The organism is Acidithiobacillus thiooxidans ATCC 19377 (assembly GCF_009662475.1).
GTDB lineage: Bacteria > Pseudomonadota > Gammaproteobacteria > Acidithiobacillales > Acidithiobacillaceae > Acidithiobacillus > Acidithiobacillus thiooxidans.
On record NZ_CP045571.1, the window covers coordinates 983801 to 1001432 of the forward strand.

The 17632-nt window shown below is 51.3% G+C and carries 21 protein-coding genes, 1 tRNA gene and 2 pseudogenes; 18 read left to right on the plus strand and 6 right to left on the minus strand.

What is annotated here, in order from left to right:
• The first annotated feature begins 55 nt into the window (after window positions 1–55).
• The 14 genes from GCD22_RS05110 (at window position 56) to GCD22_RS05175 (ending at window position 10126) form a co-directional block, all read left to right on the plus strand.
• A complete protein-coding gene (locus GCD22_RS05110) occupies window positions 56–517 on the plus strand; it encodes a YceD family protein (RefSeq protein WP_031572318.1) in 462 nt (153 codons plus the stop codon).
• Window positions 518–531: 14 nt separating this feature from the next.
• Window positions 532–717 carry a 50S ribosomal protein L32 gene (gene rpmF, locus GCD22_RS05115; protein ID WP_010639780.1) on the plus strand — a complete coding sequence of 62 codons (186 nt, stop codon included), beginning with the start codon at window positions 532–534 and terminating at the stop codon, window positions 715–717.
• A 37-nt stretch (window positions 718–754) separates the two neighbouring features.
• On the plus strand, window positions 755–1780 hold the full coding sequence (gene plsX / locus GCD22_RS05120) for a phosphate acyltransferase PlsX (RefSeq protein WP_010639782.1): 1026 nt from the start codon (window positions 755–757) through the stop codon (window positions 1778–1780).
• A complete protein-coding gene (locus tag GCD22_RS05125) occupies window positions 1777–2721 on the plus strand; it encodes a beta-ketoacyl-ACP synthase III (RefSeq protein WP_031572317.1) in 945 nt (314 codons plus the stop codon). Before plsX ends, GCD22_RS05125 begins: the two co-directional genes overlap by 4 nt.
• 54 nt (window positions 2722–2775) lie before the next feature.
• Window positions 2776–3711 carry an ACP S-malonyltransferase gene (fabD, locus tag GCD22_RS05130; RefSeq protein ID WP_031572316.1) on the plus strand — a complete coding sequence of 312 codons (936 nt, stop codon included), beginning with the start codon at window positions 2776–2778 and terminating at the stop codon, window positions 3709–3711.
• Window positions 3711–4460, plus strand: coding sequence for a 3-oxoacyl-ACP reductase FabG (fabG, locus tag GCD22_RS05135; RefSeq protein WP_031572315.1), 750 nt, complete (start codon window positions 3711–3713; stop codon window positions 4458–4460). The genes fabD and fabG overlap by 1 nt, the downstream gene beginning before the upstream one ends.
• Window positions 4461–4544: 84 nt before the next feature.
• The gene (gene acpP, locus GCD22_RS05140; protein ID WP_031572314.1) at window positions 4545–4793 is read left to right on the plus strand and encodes an acyl carrier protein; all 249 of its coding nucleotides are present in this window, start codon (window positions 4545–4547) and stop codon (window positions 4791–4793) included.
• A 38-nt stretch (window positions 4794–4831) separates the two neighbouring features.
• Window positions 4832–6073 carry a beta-ketoacyl-ACP synthase II gene (fabF, locus tag GCD22_RS05145; RefSeq protein ID WP_031572313.1) on the plus strand — a complete coding sequence of 414 codons (1242 nt, stop codon included), beginning with the start codon at window positions 4832–4834 and terminating at the stop codon, window positions 6071–6073.
• A gap of 26 nt (window positions 6074–6099) precedes the next feature.
• Window positions 6100–6933 carry an aminodeoxychorismate lyase gene (gene pabC, locus GCD22_RS05150; RefSeq protein ID WP_226825869.1) on the plus strand — a complete coding sequence of 278 codons (834 nt, stop codon included), beginning with the start codon at window positions 6100–6102 and terminating at the stop codon, window positions 6931–6933.
• Complete coding sequence (gene mltG / locus GCD22_RS05155) at window positions 6933–7940, plus strand: endolytic transglycosylase MltG (protein ID WP_031572311.1); 1008 nt, start codon at window positions 6933–6935, stop codon at window positions 7938–7940. The genes pabC and mltG overlap by 1 nt, the downstream gene beginning before the upstream one ends.
• Complete coding sequence (tmk, locus tag GCD22_RS05160; RefSeq protein ID WP_031572310.1) at window positions 7937–8587, plus strand: dTMP kinase; 651 nt, start codon at window positions 7937–7939, stop codon at window positions 8585–8587. Before mltG ends, tmk begins: the two co-directional genes overlap by 4 nt.
• A complete protein-coding gene (locus tag GCD22_RS05165; RefSeq protein ID WP_031572309.1) occupies window positions 8584–9585 on the plus strand; it encodes a DNA polymerase III subunit delta' in 1002 nt (333 codons plus the stop codon). Before tmk ends, GCD22_RS05165 begins: the two co-directional genes overlap by 4 nt.
• Complete coding sequence (locus GCD22_RS05170) at window positions 9569–9931, plus strand: PilZ domain-containing protein (protein WP_081577520.1); 363 nt, start codon at window positions 9569–9571, stop codon at window positions 9929–9931. The genes GCD22_RS05165 and GCD22_RS05170 overlap by 17 nt, the downstream gene beginning before the upstream one ends.
• Window positions 9932–10035: 104 nt before the next feature.
• A tRNA-Ser gene (locus tag GCD22_RS05175) sits at window positions 10036–10126 on the plus strand.
• Between the two features lie 71 nt (window positions 10127–10197).
• On the opposite strand, the pseudogene GCD22_RS18360 reads toward GCD22_RS05175, so the two are convergent.
• Both GCD22_RS18360 and GCD22_RS05180 read right to left on the minus strand, forming a co-directional pair.
• Window positions 10198–10379, minus strand: a pseudogene (locus tag GCD22_RS18360) (hypothetical protein); the annotation flags it as partial.
• 124 nt (window positions 10380–10503) lie between these two features.
• A pseudogene (locus tag GCD22_RS05180) lies at window positions 10504–10743 on the minus strand (transposase); the annotation flags it as partial.
• 843 nt (window positions 10744–11586) lie between these two features.
• Here GCD22_RS05180 and GCD22_RS05185 point away from each other — a divergent pair.
• The 3 genes from GCD22_RS05185 to GCD22_RS05195 all read left to right on the plus strand — a co-directional run bounded on the left by GCD22_RS05185 (window position 11587) and on the right by GCD22_RS05195 (window position 14184).
• Window positions 11587–11847, plus strand: a complete 261-nt coding sequence (locus GCD22_RS05185) for a PLDc N-terminal domain-containing protein (RefSeq protein ID WP_031572307.1) — start codon at window positions 11587–11589, stop codon at window positions 11845–11847.
• 76 nt (window positions 11848–11923) lie between these two features.
• Window positions 11924–13009: an IS630 family transposase gene (locus GCD22_RS05190; RefSeq protein ID WP_153940443.1), complete on the plus strand. Its 1086-nt coding sequence runs from the start codon at window positions 11924–11926 to the stop codon at window positions 13007–13009.
• Between the two features lie 125 nt (window positions 13010–13134).
• Window positions 13135–14184 carry a phospholipase D-like domain-containing protein gene (locus tag GCD22_RS05195; RefSeq protein WP_226859382.1) on the plus strand — a complete coding sequence of 350 codons (1050 nt, stop codon included), beginning with the start codon at window positions 13135–13137 and terminating at the stop codon, window positions 14182–14184.
• A 224-nt stretch (window positions 14185–14408) separates the two neighbouring features.
• Here GCD22_RS05195 and GCD22_RS18825 read toward each other — a convergent pair whose 3' ends face one another.
• From GCD22_RS18825 to GCD22_RS05220, 4 genes are all read right to left on the minus strand, one after another.
• Window positions 14409–14543 (minus strand): helix-hairpin-helix domain-containing protein, encoded by a 135-nt coding sequence (locus GCD22_RS18825; RefSeq protein WP_337588886.1) that lies wholly within the window; start codon window positions 14541–14543, stop codon window positions 14409–14411.
• A 226-nt stretch (window positions 14544–14769) separates the two neighbouring features.
• Window positions 14770–15216, minus strand: coding sequence for an Hsp20/alpha crystallin family protein (locus GCD22_RS05210; RefSeq protein ID WP_024894748.1), 447 nt, complete (start codon window positions 15214–15216; stop codon window positions 14770–14772).
• 627 nt (window positions 15217–15843) lie between these two features.
• Window positions 15844–16257 carry a tetratricopeptide repeat protein gene (locus tag GCD22_RS05215; RefSeq protein WP_080707857.1) on the minus strand — a complete coding sequence of 138 codons (414 nt, stop codon included), beginning with the start codon at window positions 16255–16257 and terminating at the stop codon, window positions 15844–15846.
• A 175-nt stretch (window positions 16258–16432) separates the two neighbouring features.
• Window positions 16433–16999 (minus strand): hypothetical protein, encoded by a 567-nt coding sequence (locus GCD22_RS05220; RefSeq protein WP_051690717.1) that lies wholly within the window; start codon window positions 16997–16999, stop codon window positions 16433–16435.
• Window positions 17000–17238: 239 nt separating this feature from the next.
• Between GCD22_RS05220 and GCD22_RS05225 the strand changes: the two genes are divergently transcribed.
• The gene (locus GCD22_RS05225; protein ID WP_226856174.1) at window positions 17239–17607 is read left to right on the plus strand and encodes a 2OG-Fe(II) oxygenase; all 369 of its coding nucleotides are present in this window, start codon (window positions 17239–17241) and stop codon (window positions 17605–17607) included.
• Window positions 17608–17632 lie beyond the last annotated feature (25 nt).

Below are 17632 nucleotides of genomic sequence, written 5' to 3' on the forward strand. Positions count from 1 at the left end.
TTCATCTCATGAAATACTTTACTTAATCCGCAGTCATCGCTAACATGCCGCGCTTATGTTTTCCGCTAAAACCAACAGTCTGCATCTTACCAAAGTGACCGGCCCTGGTGATCGCCTGGAAGGTCCGGTTGATCTTGCTGCTTGGAGTCGTCTGGCGGCGGCGATGGCAGAAGTGAAATCGGTGCAGGCAGATCTGGATTTGCAGCGAAATGGTTCAGTCGTATTGGCAGACGGATTTATAGAGGTTTCTGGACAAATTCGCTGTGAGCGTTGCCTGGGAAACATGCCTTTATCTTTAAAGGTGCCCGTGCATAGCGGTCTGGCTGAAACCGAAGAGATGGTCAGCACGTTGGATCCGGATCTGGACATCGTGTTGGCCGATAGGGGTGTTGTGGCACTGCAGGTGTGGTTGGAAGACGAGGTTCTGCTGGCTTTGCCCATGATTCCGCGTTGTGCGGAGTGGCAATCCGGCACTTGTCCGGTATCCGGACTGGAAGCATTTATTATTGTTGATTAATGGAGATTTGAGACATGGCCGTACCACAAAGTAAAACTTCCCATTCACGTCGTAATATGCGTCGTGCCCATGATTTTCTGGTAACCGTCAACCGTTCGGTCTGTGCGAATTGTGGCGCTGCCAAGTTACCTCATCACGTTTGCCCCGAGTGCGGATTCTACAAGGGCCGTGAAATGGTCAAGAAGTCTGTGGAAGCCTGAGTGACTTGCTGAACCGGCACAACGCGAGCTTGTTCTCATGCCGCATATAGCGGTGGACGCCATGAGCGGAGACAGTGGCCCCTCGACGGTAATCCCTGCCATCAAGGATCTGCTGCAAAATTATCCCGATGTCACTTTTCATCTGGTCGGGGACAGTCATATCCTGAAAAGTGAATTGCAACGCATGCACCTTCAGGATTCGGAGCAGGTGAAAATCCACCATGCCAGTCAGGTGATAGGTATGGATGAGGCACCTTCCCAGGCATTGCGGGGTAAACGCGATTCATCCATGCACATAGCCATTGCCCTGGTTCGCGACGGGCATGCCGATGCAGTGGTCAGTGCGGGTAACACTGGTGCCTTGATGGCTATGGGTAAAGTATTTTTGCGGACTATTCCGGGTATTGATCGTCCGGCGATTGCCGCCTTCCTGCCGACTACCACAGGACGGTTTTTGGCCCTGGATTTAGGTGCCAATGTGGATTGTCACCCTGAACATCTGCTTCAGTTCGCGGTCATGGGCTCGATTCTCGCCGAACGGGTGATGGGTGTGGCCAAACCACGTGTCGGCCTGCTCAATATCGGGTCCGAAGAAATCAAGGGTAATGAGCAGGTCAAGGAAGCTTCTTTGCTGCTGCGTGCGGCACGACTCAACTTCATTGGTAATGTCGAAGGTTCAGACATTTATCGCGGCGTTGCAGATGTGGTCGTTTGTGATGGTTTTGTGGGGAATGTCGCGCTGAAAACTTCAGAAGGACTGGCCAGCATGATCAGTCACGAGTTGCGCGCCAGCTATACGCAAGGGATTTATGGAAAACTGGCTTATCTGGTCAATCGGCCCATCTTGCAGCGACTCAGAAAGCGTCTGGATTCCCGGCAGTATAATGGGGCTACCTTGCTGGGCCTGAATGGGATTGTCATTAAAAGTCATGGTAATGCCGATCGCTACGCCTTTGCGCGGGCGGTGGAAGTCGGAATTGCCGAAGCCAAGCACCGCTTAACCTTGCATATTGCCGAAGTCATTCAGGAAAACCTCAACCCTGTGGTGCGAAACAGCGCGTGAATCCCATTTATAGTCGTATTGCCGCTACTGGCGGATATCTGCCCGAGCGCGTCATGCATAATGCCGATCTCGAACAGATGGTAGACACCAGTGATGCCTGGATTTTTGAGCGTACCGGTATTCGTTCGCGGCATATTGCTGCAGAAAACGAAAAAACCGTTGACATGGCCGAGCACGCCGCCCGGCAAGCCTTACGGGATGCGGATATTCAGGCAGAAGACCTGGATCTCATACTGGTCGCGACTACCACGCCCGATCAGATTTTTCCCAGTACGGCCTGTCTGTTGCAAGCCCGACTGGGTAATCGTGGCGCGCCGGCCTTTGACGTGCAGGCAGTATGTACCGGTTTTATTTATGCTCTGGCTACGGCTGATCAATTTATTCGCAGTGGTACGGTAAAAACGGCCCTGGTAGTCGGGGTGGAAAGCATGTCCCGCATTGTCGACTGGACCGATCGTTCGACCTGCATTTTGTTTGGAGACGGAGCGGGCGCGGTGGTCTTACGTGCAGATTCGACACCCGGTATCATTTCTACGCATATTCATGCCGATGGAGCCTATGCCGAATTGCTGCAGGTTCCGGAAGGCCGCGATCAATTGACCATGCAGGGTAATGCTGTTTTCCGTATGGCCGTGCGCACGCTGGGGGATATTGTTCAGGAAACTCTGGCAGAAAACCAAATGGGTGCAGAGGATATTGACTGGTTGGTACCCCATCAAGCCAACATCCGCATCATCCAGGCGACGGCCGATAAATTGAATATGCCCATGGATCGGGTAGTGACGACGGTGGAACATCATGGTAATACTTCTGCAGCATCGGTGCCTTTGGCACTGGATGATGCAGCCAGGCGGGGATGCTTCAAGGCTGGGCAAAATCTTCTGCTGGAAGCCTTCGGCGGTGGTTTTACCTGGGGTTCGGCGTTGTTGCGTTGGGCTTGAAGTGTATGTTGCCCACGGGCATCAACTGACAGTTTGCTTTAGGAGGAGTTTCGATTGCACGGCTCTATCGCCTTTGTGTTTCCCGGTCAGGGTTCCCAGTCTGTTCAAATGCTTGCCGATCTGGCTTCTACCCATCCTCTGGTCCAGGAGGTTTTTGCAGAAGCCTCTGACGTATTGGGAGAAGATCTCTGGGCTCTCAGTCAGAATGGTCCCGTCGAAAAACTCAACCAGACCCGCTGGACGCAGCCCCTGATGCTGGCTGCCGGATATGCGGTGTACCGGGTGTGGGAGGAAGAGGGCGGTGCTTATCCTGATTTTGTCGCCGGGCATTCCCTGGGTGAATATACGGCGCTGGTAGTCGCCGACGCGCTGGATTATGCCGATGCGGTTCGCCTGGTGGCCGAACGTGGTCGTTTGATGCAGGAAGCGGTACCGGAGGGGGCCGGTGCAATGGCTGCGGTCATTGGTCTGGCGGATGATGATCTCAAGCGGCTCTGTGCCCAGGAATCTCAGGATAATGTCCTCTCTGCCGCGAACTTTAACGCGCCCGGACAGGTCGTGGTGGCTGGCGAAACCGCCGCAGTGGAAAGACTGGTTGAAGCGGCCCGATCTGCCGGTGCCAAACGGGTCGTTCTGTTGCCGGTCAGTGTCCCCAGTCACTGCAGTTTGATGACTGAAGCGGCTCAACAATTTGCCACAGTGCTGGAGTCGGTCACTTTCCGCGCCCCGAAGGCCATGCTGATCCACAATGCTGACGTGCTGAGTCATACCACGCCCGATAGTATTCGTGCCGTTCTGGCCAAGCAATTATACAGTCCGGTACGCTGGACCGAGACCATTCGTTATCTGGCGCGCCAGGGTGCCCTGACCTTTGTGGAAATGGGACCAGGACGGGTTTTATCCGGTCTTGGCAAGCGGATTGAACCTTCTTTGACCATGCTGCATGTAGAAGATGGTAAAAGCCTCAAGGCTGCTCTGGAGCTGGTTTGATGGGAAGCACACTGGAAAATCAGGTCGCGCTGGTTACCGGAGGCCGTCGCGGTATTGGTCAGGAAGTAGCCCGGGTGCTCGGCAATGAAGGCGCCCTGGTCATTGCTACAGCAACCACCAGCAAGGGGGCTGAGGCCATTTCTGCAAATTTTCAGGCCAGCGGCATCCAAGGGCACGGGGTTGTTCTGGATGTCACGGATGATGCGGCGATGGATGCCTGCCTGAAAAAAATTCAAAGTGAGCATGCCGCGCCCAGCATTCTGATTAACAATGCAGGAATCACTCGGGACCAGTTACTGTTGCGCATGAAAGATGAAGACTGGGATGCGGTGATGGCAACCAATTTGCGCGCCGTTTATCGCCTCAGCAAAATTTGTTTGCGCGATATGCTAAAGGCGCGTTTTGGCCGTATAATCAACATAACTTCGGTGGTGGGCAGCATGGGTAACGCCGGACAAAGTAATTATGCGGCGGCCAAAGCGGGCGTAGCAGGTTTTACGCGTGCCCTGGCCAGAGAAGTGGCTGGCCGTCAGGTGACAGTCAATTGTGTGGCTCCCGGTTTTATCACTACCGATATGACCGAAGGTTTAAGTGAGGCCCATAAGGAAGCGCTTTTACAGCAAATTCCTGTAGGTCGCCTGGGTAGCGTCGACGATGTGGCGGGGGCTGTGGCTTATCTGGCCAGCCCGCAGGCCGGTTATATCACCGGACAAATTCTTCATGTCAATGGTGGCATGTGGATGGGATAAGGTAACGTTGGCTTTACAGGACTGCACCCCTGTGGTCCAATCTCGCCGACAATAATTTTTAACCAGCAAAGGAGTTTCTCCCAAATGGAAAATGTGGCAGAACGAGTAAAGAAAGTAGTAGTCGAGCAGTTGGGTGTCAATGAAGATGAAGTGACCAATGAGGCTTCCTTTGTGGATGACCTGGGCGCCGATTCTTTGGACACCGTGGAACTGGTCATGGCCCTCGAAGAAGAATTCGACTGTGAAATTCCTGATGAAGAAGCTGAAAAAATTGCTACCGTGCAGCAGGCTATTGATTATGTATCCTCTCACATGCCCGCCAATGATGCCTGAGACATCGTCTATTTCAGGAACATGAGGAGAACCGACCGTTGAAAAGACGCGTTGTCATTACAGGGCTGGGTATAGTTTCCCCTGTGGGGATCGGTATATCTGCGGCTTGGGATGCCATTGTGCGGGGACGTAGTGGTATCGGTCGCGTCACACGTTTTGATCCTGCCCCTTACAGTTCGCAAATCGCCGGAGAAGTACGCGGTTTTGATGTCACCCAATACATTCCCAGCAAAGATGCAAAAAAAATGGATTTGTTCATTCATTACGGCATTGTGGCAGCGATGGAAGCCATTGCAGATTCCGGCCTGAAAATCAGTCCGGATATTGCTGAACGGGTAGGTGTTTCGATTGGCAGCGGCATTGGTGGCTTGCCTGGTATTGAGTCCGAACACCAAATTGTTACGGATAGCGGCCCCAGACGTATTTCACCGTTTTTCATCCCGCGTTGTATTGTGAACATGGTCGCGGGACATATTTCCATTATGTATGGTGCCAAAGGCCCGAATATTGCTATGGCTACGGCCTGCTCCACGGGTACCCATTCCATCGGTGATGCCGCTCGGCTCATCGAATATGGGGACGCGGACGTCATGATCGCCGGCGGTGCCGAAGCCGCCATCAGCCCACTGGGCTTGGGTGGTTTTTCAGCATCTCGCGCTCTTTCGACCCGCAATGATGAGCCCGAAAAGGCGAGTCGGCCCTGGGATAAGGATCGTGATGGTTTTATCTTAGGTGAAGGTGCCGGTATCTTGGTCCTTGAAGAATATGAGTTTGCCATGCGGCGTGGTGCCCGTATTTATGGGGAGCTGGCTGGCTATGGTATGAGTTCCGACGCCTATCACATGACCCAGCCCGCAGCTGGCGGGGAGGGGGCAGCCCGGTGTATGCGTGTCGCACTGCATAATGCCGGTTTCCAGCCGGAACAGGTGGGTTATATCAATGCCCACGGCACTTCCACCCCTTTGGGCGATCGTGCCGAGACGGAAGCTGTGCATGCCGTATTTGGAGAGCATGCGCGATCTTTAGCCATGAGTTCCACCAAATCCATGACTGGTCATTTGCTGGGTGCAGCGGGGGGAGTAGAAGCCGTATTTACTACGCTTGCCCTTTATCATGGCATATTGCCGCCGACCATCAATCTGGATACAGCCGATGAAGACTGCGATCTGGACTACGTCCCCTTGCAAGCCCGCCAGCAAAGCGTAGATGTCGCTTTGAGCAATTCTTTCGGTTTTGGTGGTACCAACAGCACTCTCGTATTTCGCCGCCATAGCGACTAATCCGTTCAGTGCGCGTGCAGGCCGTGATGATGAATGGGGTCCCGCAACAATCGGGAGCCTGTCCGGCTGCTATTGATCGCGCTTTTCATTATGGGGATGGTCTGTTTGAGACCATCCCCATCATTCAGGGTAAACCCTTGTTCTGGGATGAGCATCTCCAACGCCTTCAAGCAGGCGCGCAATTATTGCAGATGAATCTACCCGGCTCATTGCCGTGGCTTGAAGATTTTCAGCGCTTGCAAGCGCATGTTTCTTTACCCGATCGCTACGTTCTCAAATTGATTTTAAGTCGTGGTCCGGGAGGGGGTTATGGTATTCCCCGCAATGTCTCCGTCGCCCGTTATCTGTTTGCTTCGGACTGGCCCGAGCGTAGTGCAGCTTATTGGCATCCGGGGATTCTTGCAGATATTTGCTCGGTCCCCCTGTTGACCGGAGCCCCTTATCTGACAGCGAAAACCCTGAATCGTCTGAATCAGGTCATGGCCCGTAATGCCTTACCGCAGGAATACGCCGAGGGCATCGTCCTCGATCAGCAGGGCTTTTTGCGCGAAGGGATTATGTCCAATTTATTCTGGGTTGCTGCGGGCATTGTCCATACACCCTCACTGGAGGAGGGGGGTATTGCCGGAATCCAGCGTCAGGCGATTTTAAATTGGCTGCAGACATCGAGCATTCCCTGCCAAATCGGGGATTATCGGGCAGAAAACCTGATCGAGGCCGAGGAAATTTTTTTCAGTAACAGTCTGATTGGTATCTGGCCGGTCAGGCGTTTTCAGGATCGTAACCTGGAGGGTAGCCAAGGTAAAATCAGTGCCAAAATACTGCAATGGCAGGCAACACTCGGGCTGGGTCCAACCTGATGCGGCGCATAATCCTGACTTTGCTGCTGGTTATTATTCTCGCTCCGCTGGGCTATTACGGTGTGACCATGTACTTGCCGCAATCTTTTCCCAAGCCGGGAAAGCAGGTCCCTATCCGGCTCGGTAGTGGCACATTAGAAAGTATTCAGATTTTGCACAAGGCGGGTGTTCTGCCTTATCCGCAGATGTTTCGTATGGCCTGGATATTGGCCGGTCGTCCAGTGCTGCAGGCGGGTCTATATGATTTTCAGGGTCATGTTTCGCAGGAGAATATTCTGCAACGTCTGATACATGGACAATCCCGGCCACTCAATGTGGTCATTATCCCCGGTTGGAATTTGTCGCTGATTCTTCAGGAGTTGCGTTTAAAGTCTCCCTATGTGAACCTGCATGGACTTCCGACGGGCGATCAGGCCGCGCAACAACTGGCTGCCGCAGGAATCGGCGCCCAGGACAGTGCCGAAGGTTGGCTTTTCCCCGACAGTTATCGCTATGTTCCCGGGACTTCAGCCCTGAGTATTCTAAAGCGCGCCTATCATCGAATGAATGACAATTTACAGCATTTATGGTCACAACGTGCCCCCGGATTACCCTTGAAAAACCCCTATCAGGCGCTCATTCTGGCCTCTGTGGTGCAAAAGGAAGGAGCGCCTCCCGCACAACAGGCGCATATAGCAGCCGTGTTTTTGAATCGATTACGCCAGGGAATGCCACTGCAGTCAGATCCGACGGTGATTTATGCGCTGGGCAAGCACTATCAGGGGCATTTGACGCCGCAGGAAATGCACGTGCCCAGTGCGTATAATACTTATCTGCATGTAGGACTCCCGCCAACGCCTATAGCCATGCCCGGATTAAGTAGTTTACAGGCAGTATTGCATCCGAGTGACAGCCACGACCTGTATTTTATTGCTCAGGGGAATGCCTACCATTATTCGACCAGCTACAAGCAACATATCGAGCAGATAAAACGCTATCTGCAACCCACAGCGAGGACGTTTTCATGACAGCCCAGGAATCCACTATCACACCGGGAATGTTCATCACCCTGGAAGGTATTGAAGGCGCTGGCAAAAGCTCTGCCATACCAGTACTGGCGGCTTTTTGTGAAGCTCAGGGATTGAGCGTGGAGCGTACGCGCGAGCCGGGTGGTGGTCATTTGGGTGAAGCCTTGCGCAGCATATTTTTGAATCCGGAATTGGCCCTGGATGTGGAAGCGGAGTTACTTCTGCTTTATGCAGGGCGACGCGACCATTGGTTGAACCGAATTCAGCCGGCGCTGACGGACGGTAAGATCGTCCTTTGCGACCGTTATGAAGATTCCACCTATGCTTATCAAAGTGGGGGCAGGGGATTTCCTCAAGAGCGTATTGCCGAACTGGCGCGCTGGGCTGGCATTACCCGGGCACCGGATTTGACTTTCTGGTTTGATGTTAGCCCGGAACTCGGCGCCGCCCGTATTCGTGCCCGGCGGCCAGATCGTCTGGAACAGGAACAGACCCCATTTTTTACCAAAGCGCGGGCCGTGTTTGCCCAACGTCGGGCGGCCGAACCCCAGCGGATCATCCGCATTGATGCCTCAGCCCCCATGGATCAGGTGCATGCCGCGCTGGAGCAGGCCCTAGCTCCCCGTTTGCGTAAGCATTTTTCATGAAAACGTTTCAGCCAGATCCCCAATCCTGGAAACCCATCCAGGCCTTATTGGCCTCCGGATTACCGCAGGCCATGCTGGCAGTCGGTGATTCCGGTTCTCTGCTGCGTCTGCATCTCGATGCGCTGCAGGCCGCCACGTTGTGTTTCAAGCCGACTGACGAAGGGTTTGCCTGTGAACAATGCCGTTCGTGCAAACTGCTGGCGGAAGGCTCCCATCCGGATTTATGGGTAGCAGCCCCTGAGCCGGGTAAGCAGATAGCCATTGATACCTTGCGTCTGGCCATGGAATGGATTCAGTACACGCCGCAGGTCAGCAACTCGCGCTGGTTGCGCATAGATAATGCCGAAGCCATGACGGTGGCAGCCGCCAACGCCATTCTAAAGACCCTGGAAGAACCCCCCACCCGTGCGCACGTTGTTTTGCATAGTGAACAGGCTTCCCGTCTGTTGCCTACCATTCGCTCCCGCCTGCAGCGCATTCCCCTGCCGGAAATGCAGATGGTGCAGTCCATGCACTGGCTGCAACAGCAGGGAGTGGATGCAGAAAATAGCGGCGCTTTGCTCCGTCAATTAGGCAATCGGCCCTTGCGCGCCCTGGAGCTTTGGGAGGCCGGTTGGCTGGAGCAGCGCCAGCAATGGATGCGCAGTTTGCTGGATTTGTCAGAGCAGGGGGTTGTGGCGACCCTGAAACTTGCGGAGCAATGGAGCAAAAGTTCGGATCTATTTCTGATCCGGGAGATGGTACTGAATGTCCTCGCCGATTTTATGCGTTTGCGACAGGGGCTGCTGGACAGAATCGCTGACCTGGACTATCTAGAAGAGTTGCGACTGAAAGCTCCGGATATTTCGGCGGAAGCGCTGCAGTCCAACCTGGATGGCTGGTTGCAACTGCCATTGACCCTGTCCCAAAACAGTAACGGGATGATGGTCATGGAAAAGTTGCTTTTGGACTGGCTGAAATTGTGGCCAAGGAGGAAAACCCATGGAATTCAAAACTGAGCCCAAACCGGGAGGCGCGGCTACCGCGTTGTCTGTAGTATTGCGTGATCCCCAGGCCGTACAGCGTTGCTTTATGTCTGCCATCAAGGGCGGCGGATTACTGGTGGAAACACCTAATCTTCTTCCCATGGGTACTGAAGTGCTGCTGATGATTACCCTGCCCGACAGCCAACCCCGCGCCCCGGTGATGGGTAAGGTTATCTGGGTCACTCCTGTGGAAAACCGCGATGGCCGGCCACCGGCCATTGGGGTCCAGTTTCAGAATGATCGCTCAGGGGTGCTCACGCGCATTCAGAATACGCTGTCCGGATTGCCTACCCATGGTGATGCGGTGCTGAGTTTTTGACGGGATTTTCTTCAGCTTTTCAGTATCAGGATTTGCAGTTGCGGGTGCCAAGGTTTCCGGTCATTGCTCTTTGAGCAAGGTCTGGGTTACACTTCGCAGCCTCAGGAGAGGTGACCGAGCGGCCGAAGGTGCAGCACTGGAAATGCTGTGTACTCCAAAAGGGTACCGTGGGTTCGAATCCCACCCTCTCCGCCAATAAAATAATATAAGAAACTGATTTATATAAAAAATAATTTTTTCAAAGTTAGTTGATCTTGCCTCTGATCTTACTCGGTGAAAATTCTTCTTCGTACATTCCTATTAACCTTTTCAGCTTTCAGCCGGACAGACGTGTGGTCCATACAGGCATTGAGCGGGCGCAATGGCAACTCAGACTCTCAGAAGCATCGGTTGAAGCGATAGGCAACTCATCCCGGTATTCCTGAGGGGAATTGCCGTTGACTCCATTGGGAGGTTCGAAAAACTTGCTTTCCTGACGGATATTAGCTTCAAGAATCAGGATTCAGGACATTTTCCTACGGATTTTGTAGTAAGCGGTATTTTTTATGGCCATATTTCCATGATTTTCTGAATTACGGGCATACTGCTGCCCTGATTGGCCCCTTTTCGAGAAAGGCTAGGTGTTTGATGTTGTAGTTCACGACCATCATGGTCATCGCGGCGAGGCTTGCACGTACCTGGCCGATGGCCCGAATACGCTTGCCACCCATTTGCTCCATGTCTGCAAAGACGTGTTCTACCCGCGCCCGTACTTTGGCGATGTTGTGGTTTCGCCGCTGCTGGCATTCAGAGAGAGGATGGTTACGGCTTCCCGGGTATCCGCAAAGAAGCCATCACCAGCCCCCGTTGCTGTTGTCCGCCATATACCGGAGCACGAAACATGCAGGTCAGACTCAGATTTACCTGACGCCCATGCATGCCGCACACAAAAAGGTAGAACGCGGAATCGAGAATATTCGCAGAAGGTTACGGATGGTTCGGCAGACTGCGGAACAGTACATTGGGCGCTCACATTGGACGCTTCTCGTCAGCTACATTACCGCCCAAATTACCCAAAAACTATGGACCCCACCGGGGGCCTTTCCAGCCCTTGGCGGGCCGTAACTGCTTTTTCTAGATTAATGTAAAACTGAAAAGTGGTTGTGGTTAGGCGGAGCCGCAATTACCTGCCGCGTCGCTTAATCTTCGTGCATCGATATTCAGTGGCGTAGTCGCTCATTTATGTCGATCATGGTCTTTAGCGTCTCCGAGAGGAATATTACTGGTATTTTTGTGTTTCAACCGTAGAGTAAACCTCCATCAGCGAAGAAAACCAAATTCTATCGAATGAATAATGTCAGTTCAGCGGAGGTGGGCACCCAATTTGGGTTGACGGGGCCGACATCTTTCGCTCAAACTGATCCGATATGGAAACTTTAAGTAGGTAATGGTTGATCTGTTGCCTGTATTAGTTCATTCTTTTTCTGAGCGAAATTCCGCCGTCCTTCCGAGAGTAACTGCGCTCTGATGAACCGCCACCTAAAACCACTATAAAATATGTTCAATGTTTACAAATGAGCATAAGGAGAAATATTTTAAATTTATAAAAACATATTTCTGGTATTGTCTGCTGGCGGAGCTTTCTCCAATGAAACCATGGTTAGGAAAATATTTATATGCTTATATTTCTATGGCTAACTTATGTTGTGCTTTCCATAATTACTTCAATAAAAGTTGTTCTGAACAAGCGTAACCCATTGGCCGCTGCATTATGGTTGGTCATTATATGGCTGGCTCCCTATTTAGGGGTTTCCTTTTATTTTATGTTAGGGATCAATCGCGTCAAACGCAAAGCGGTTGGAATGCGGAAGGGATTGCACCGGTACAACCATCCTACTTTGGAAAAGTTCATTGTAACCGAAGGCAAACTAGTGTAGTGTTGCATTCTTGGTGAACCTTAAGGTTAATGATGATAAAATAGCTCCATGTTGAGGGTATGAATGGAGTCGAGCCTTGCGAGTTGCGCCCACAGTCACTTTAACCAGCGAAGAGCGGTCCGAGTTGTCCCGTATAGTCGCCTCCCGATTAAGCAGTGTCCGCTTGTCATTACGGGCACGGATGATATTGCTGGCGGCAGAGGGCTTGCAGAACAAAGAAATTGCGGAGCGCCTGGGGGTGGATCGCCTGCAAGTCGCACGTTGGCGCAAGCGTTATCTGGAACACCGCTTGTCGGGCATTGAACGCGATTTACCGCGCGGCGCCCCTCCGGTGAAAGTGGATGTGGCCCGTCTGGTAGAATTGACCACGCAGAGTAAGCCGGAAGCGATGACGCATTGGAGTACGCGTAGGATGGCGGCAGAACTGGGTGTCAGTGCCGCCAGTGTGTCACGGCATTGGCGCAAGCATGGCCTCAAGCCTCATCTGCTGCGTGGTTTCAAGGTGTCACGTGACCCGCATTTTGTGGAAAAGCTGGAAGATATTGTGGGGTTGTATATGTCTCCCCCGGAGCATGCCTTGGTGCTCTGCGCGGATGAAAAAAGTCAGGTGCAGGCCCTGGACCGGACCCAACCGGGACTTCCCCTCAAAAAGGGCCGCGCAGAAACGATGACCCACGACTACAAACGTAATGGTACCACGACCTTGTTTGCCGCCCTCAACGTGCTGGATGGTCAGGTCATCGGACAGTGTCAACAGCGCCATACCCATGTGGAATGGCTGAAGTTCCTGAAGAAAATTGATCGGCAGACGCCCAAGGACAAGGCTCTGCATTTGATCGCCGACAACTATGCGACCCATAAACACCCGGTAGTACAGGCGTGGCTCGACAAGCACCCGCGTATTCACATGCACTTTACGCCCACTTCGGCATCCTGGCTCAACATGGTCGAGCGTTTCTTTCGGGATATCACGACCCAGCGGTTACGTCGTGGGGTGTTCACCAGTGTGCCTGAACTCATCCAGGCCATTGAGGGGTACATCGACCACCACAACACCCATCCCAAACCTTTCATCTGGACCAAAACCGCCCGCGACATCCTGCAAAAAGTCATTCGCGCCAACAGCCATTTAAGCAGCAAACAGAATGCAACACTACACTAGATGTTCATGAAATCTCTTCGTATTACATTCCTTTAGCAAAATCCATTCATAGGCTTGCAGAACAAAGCCTGATTGATGGAAACGAGATTGAGCCATTATTTACTGGTAATACGGCCTATAATGCCATGTTAGAAGCTATTGCTAATTCAAAAAAATCTATCGTGCTAATGACATATATTTTTCATGCTGATGGCATTGGAGTGAAATTTATTTCTGAATTGCGTCAAGCCCACGCTCGTGGCGTTGTAATTCGCGTGCTACTGGATGGAGTGATGGCACATCTTACACGTCCATCTGTAGTTCATGCACTCCGTAATGCAGGCATTCCTTTTGCGTTATTCAACTCACCATTGTTGGCTCGCCAGTTTATTTTCCTAAATTTACGGAGTCACAGGAAGATCTGTGTTGTAGATGGTCGCATCGGATTTACTGGAGGATTCAATATACATCGCGATTATTGGTCGTCCAACCCGGATGAAGCGGTGCACCAGGACACGCATTTTCGGGTTACTGGACCAATAGTGGCGCAACTGTCAACGGTGTTTGTGAATGAGTGGCTTTACAGCTCCGGGGAGACTTTGCGTGGCGAACCATGGTTTTTAGAGGAAGATGAAATCCCGCATGAAGGTAGAGTGCTGGCGCGTGGCATTGCTGCTGGACCGAATGAACAGCAGGAACGCTTGCGAGGTTCCTATCTCACCGCGCTGAACGTGGCACAAAAATCGGTCAAAATCATGTCACCGTATTTCATCCCTGATGAGGTGTTGATTGCAGCGATTGGTGATGCTATTAATCGTCAGGTTGAAGTGGACATTTTTATCCCCAGAAACAACAGTAAAATATTACTAGCAGCCACTATGGGAACCATCAACGAGATCCTTGGGCATGGCGCACGCCTATGGTTATGTCCTCCACCTTTTAACCATTCTAAGCTGATGATAGTGGATGATCAATGGTTATTAATGGGTTCTGGTAACTGGGATGAACGCAGTCTTCGGCTTAATTTTGAATTCAATGTTGAATGCTATAATGCGCTGCTCGTCAATAAAATAAATACGTTATTCCGCACGCATCAAAATTCCGCAACACAGTTTACTTATGCCGAATACTTGAAACGGCCATTTCACCATCGGCTATTTGATGGTTGCACACGCATATTTTCCCCATTTTTATGATGCAGTTTATTACAATGAGATGAACATCTCCTTCCACTATTAAGCTTATCGCCATGCATCACAGGCCGAATATCAGGTAGCAACCCCGGCTTCTATCATCAGTGCATAGGAAATACCTGCCCATATCCGTATGGGTGCATTTTGTGCGATACCCGTTTGATGGCGATGGTATCGGCCGTTTTGAAGCCTCTTTCGTGTATGTCCCGAGCCAGCCTTTAGGGTTCTTATGACATTATCCGAACAGCAGCAATGCCATAAGTTTTAAAAATCCGCACAGCGCGGGCGGTCCCAACACCATGGGTATGCAGGAACAGCATGATCTCCCTGATTACTTTCTGGTCTGCCCAGGTGGTAACCATCTGTTCCCGGCGAATGGGTCCGATCCCTATCAGACTTTTGGTTCCTTCTGGCGCGTGTTGCCAGAAAATAGGCGGGGTTGCTGTTGCGTAAACCGGCGAGGGATCCAGTCATCAGAATCAATTCCGGTACTGAATACTCTCATTGGTATAGCCATGTGAATCTCCTTTCTCAGCAGACAAACAAGTCGGAATGGCTTCCGGTAAACCAGAAGCCATTCCAGATCGCTCAGGAAATGGTGATCCTCTTCCGCTTGGCGGATTCCGTTTTTGGCAGTACCAATTCAAGTACACCATCTTTAAAGGTCGCCTTTACCTGATCACTATTGATATCCACCGGAAGTTGAATCGTCCGGGAAAACTCGCCGTAATGCCGTTCACGATATACATAGTTCGCGTCTTTTTCCGTTTTCTCCTCTTGTTTCACACCACCAAGATAAACTTGGTTACCATGCACCTGGATATCCAGATCGTTCTTTTCAACACCGGGTATTTCAGCTTTGAGAATAAAGGCGTCATCCCGGTCAATAACATCTATATTGGCAACCTGTGGATAGGATTGTCTACGTAAAGATGCCGGGGAAAAGAATCCGGGCATAAACGTGTCAAGTACGCCTTCCAGTGGATCAGTCGGACGCACATCCATAACCGTGGGACGGGATACTTCTTTAGCCATGGTGTATACCTCCATCTTATGACAATAACCTTTTAACAATCATAGCCTGCTCTCAGGCTGAAAGATTTATGGGTACGCTCCACTAAAATTTCAAGGGGCTGCACAATAGCATCTAAGCGAATGGAATCCGTTTCCTCCAGAAGCCTCGACAGCTTTCTAGATAAATGCTTGAAGCCAATAAAAGCCGGGAAAGTGTACCACAGGAGCCGAAAACGCCTGTGTTAAAAAGAGTCGTGAAATGCTGGGGAAAAGGGGGATGTTCAGGAACCAATCATGAGAAGAGGATGTCTTGTTACCTCCAAGTTACTTCATTGACATGCTGCTGTAAGTAATGGAATAGATACCCCATACAAGAGGTAGACGCAGCCTTTTTGCCCAACTACCTGAGGTGGAAGTATTTCAGGATGCATGATCATTTTCGCTCTAGAGAGCTTACATTGCTTTGTTTGTCTTTTGCATTGTTGAGAGTGTGTTTGATGGCGTGCCAACGAAGAGGGGGCGACTCTTGTTGGACTCAAAAAGCCGTTCTATATGGGTGTGGCCTTGATGACCAATCCAGAATCCCCAGAAGGCCGCGAATAAAACTAACGCAAGGATCTTCAAGATACGCTTGAGCACAAAATTGGCTCATTTCTTGCGATCTTTTGCAGATTGTTGCCACCAATAAACGGCTTTATGCGTGTTGGTTGGTACACCCTCGCCGAAGTTGTAGGCGAAGGCCAGATGAAAAGCCCCATTGGCGTTTCCGGATTCTGCCGACTTACGAAACCAGATATCTGCTTTTTGCTGGTTTTTTGGAATCCCTCTCCCATAAAAATAGTGCACACCTAAGGCATTTTCTGCTGCAGGATCTCCAGCATGCGCCCATTTTACAAGTTTATTCACAGACATTCCTGCCACTGATTTTGGCATCTCCGTTACATGCACTCGAAATTCGGGGACGTGATGAACCACTAACTCACCAGCCGTTGCTGCAACGGGAATTACGGTGAGACCAAAAGCAACGTAGCAAATGCACTGGCGACATAAGAGCGTGGACATAGCACCTTCCTGGTATCGGAAAATGCCCCGTGACGTGGGGCTGAATCCGTCAAAACAGCAACGAATTCACGGCAGATGCCTGATTCCAAGATGTCCTTGGAGTATTCGCCGACATCATCTGCTGCTCGTGTTCAGACACCGCGAGCTGGTCTTTGGGGTATATCTCGTAATGCTATCAAATAGGCAATTTAGGATGATCTATTTTCTCAGGATGCTTCCAGCGTACTGACAGGATCTCGTGACTGGCCAAGGGATTTATGGGGGCTGCCAGTACATGGGATGTCTGAATGGGCGTCCTCATCTCCGTTCCAGGCAAAAACAATCGGGTCATCATGACCGGTTCAGGGAAGTTGAAGGCTGGACCGATGAAAGGACCAAAAGATACCCGCATGAGCTGATTCATTTGAGCGATCTGTCGATCCATTGCCACCTGCATGGAGCGCATCTGCCACAAACTCCGATTGATCAGCGCTTGCGCCTGTACCGGAGAGAGATGGCTGGCAGTCACCTGCAAATGTCCGGGATGACCTTGTGCCCCCCAAGTGACCGTTTGTATTCGGATGACACCACCGGGAATATGAATGGTTTTGTTTTCCGCAGAAACGGGAATCGAATGGCCATCCACTGAAACATAAGCTGTCGCCGCATGGGCGAGGGGTAAGGCCATAGTCGCACCGAGAAGGGGCAAGCTCGCCAAGGCAAGCCACTGGCGTTTTGTTTTCGAGAGAGGGTTTCTTTTCATGGCTATCCTCCTTGCTGTAAAAAACCCTGGGACCAAAACAATCGGATGGAAGTGTTCTTCCATCCGAAAAGACCGGAGTTCCTATCAGAAAGTTCCCTGCCAGTCGGGGTCGAACTTGACGAGGCGATGATTGTTCACGGTTTTGTTTGAAGCCTTTCACTGCAGAATCACCTGGAATTTGCTAGCGATATAATGGTCTTAGGCGGGTGAGCAATAGCAGATCATTTCGGATGGCATTTATGGATGTAATCAACAAATCGGTTATGGACAGGCTGGGCGCCCAATCTCAAGAATTTCGACATACGCAGCCTTACCCATGGATCCGTATTTCGGATTTTCTTTATCCGGAAAAGTTTGACCAGCTCTGCAAGGATCTTCCTGATCCCGTTCTTTTTGAATCCCAAATGGGTTACAAAAGAGCGCACGGGCAAGCAAGCCATGATCGTCTCGCACTGCAATATCGACCAGCGCTGGAGAAAGTCCTGACGCCCAGCTGGAGGGATTTTATTCACGAATTGCACAGTGAGGCTTACAAGAATTTCTGGCGCGAGATGCTCGGTTTATTAATACGGACCTTAAATACCCGAACATCCTTTGATATTATATAGAGCATGGAAAGGATCGACGTGCGCC

Bases quoted from the DNA above. Each gene is read 5' to 3' on its own strand.
- GCD22_RS05110 (WP_031572318.1), top strand. From the start codon at position 56: ATGTTTTCCGCTAAAACCAACAGTCTGCATCTTACCAAAGTGACCGGC.
- plsX (WP_010639782.1), top strand. From the start codon at position 755: ATGCCGCATATAGCGGTGGACGCCATGAGCGGAGACAGTGGCCCCTCG.
- GCD22_RS05210 (WP_024894748.1), bottom strand. From the start codon at position 15,216: ATGGCTAAAGAAGTATCCCGTCCCACGGTTATGGATGTGCGTCCGACT.
- rpmF (WP_010639780.1), top strand. From the start codon at position 532: ATGGCCGTACCACAAAGTAAAACTTCCCATTCACGTCGTAATATGCGT.
- GCD22_RS05170 (WP_081577520.1), top strand. From the start codon at position 9,569: ATGGAATTCAAAACTGAGCCCAAACCGGGAGGCGCGGCTACCGCGTTG.
- GCD22_RS18825 (WP_337588886.1), bottom strand. From the start codon at position 14,543: ATGGTTACCACCTGGGCAGACCAGAAAGTAATCAGGGAGATCATGCTG.
- GCD22_RS05220 (WP_051690717.1), bottom strand. From the start codon at position 16,999: ATGAAAAGAAACCCTCTCTCGAAAACAAAACGCCAGTGGCTTGCCTTG.
- acpP (WP_031572314.1), top strand. From the start codon at position 4,545: ATGGAAAATGTGGCAGAACGAGTAAAGAAAGTAGTAGTCGAGCAGTTG.
- GCD22_RS05195 (WP_226859382.1), top strand. From the start codon at position 13,135: ATGTTAGAAGCTATTGCTAATTCAAAAAAATCTATCGTGCTAATGACA.
- tmk (WP_031572310.1), top strand. From the start codon at position 7,937: ATGACAGCCCAGGAATCCACTATCACACCGGGAATGTTCATCACCCTG.
- pabC (WP_226825869.1), top strand. From the start codon at position 6,100: ATGATGAATGGGGTCCCGCAACAATCGGGAGCCTGTCCGGCTGCTATT.
- GCD22_RS05225 (WP_226856174.1), top strand. From the start codon at position 17,239: ATGGATGTAATCAACAAATCGGTTATGGACAGGCTGGGCGCCCAATCT.
- GCD22_RS05185 (WP_031572307.1), top strand. From the start codon at position 11,587: ATGCTTATATTTCTATGGCTAACTTATGTTGTGCTTTCCATAATTACT.
- mltG (WP_031572311.1), top strand. From the start codon at position 6,933: ATGCGGCGCATAATCCTGACTTTGCTGCTGGTTATTATTCTCGCTCCG.
- fabG (WP_031572315.1), top strand. From the start codon at position 3,711: ATGGGAAGCACACTGGAAAATCAGGTCGCGCTGGTTACCGGAGGCCGT.
- GCD22_RS05165 (WP_031572309.1), top strand. From the start codon at position 8,584: ATGAAAACGTTTCAGCCAGATCCCCAATCCTGGAAACCCATCCAGGCC.
- GCD22_RS05215 (WP_080707857.1), bottom strand. From the start codon at position 16,257: ATGTCCACGCTCTTATGTCGCCAGTGCATTTGCTACGTTGCTTTTGGT.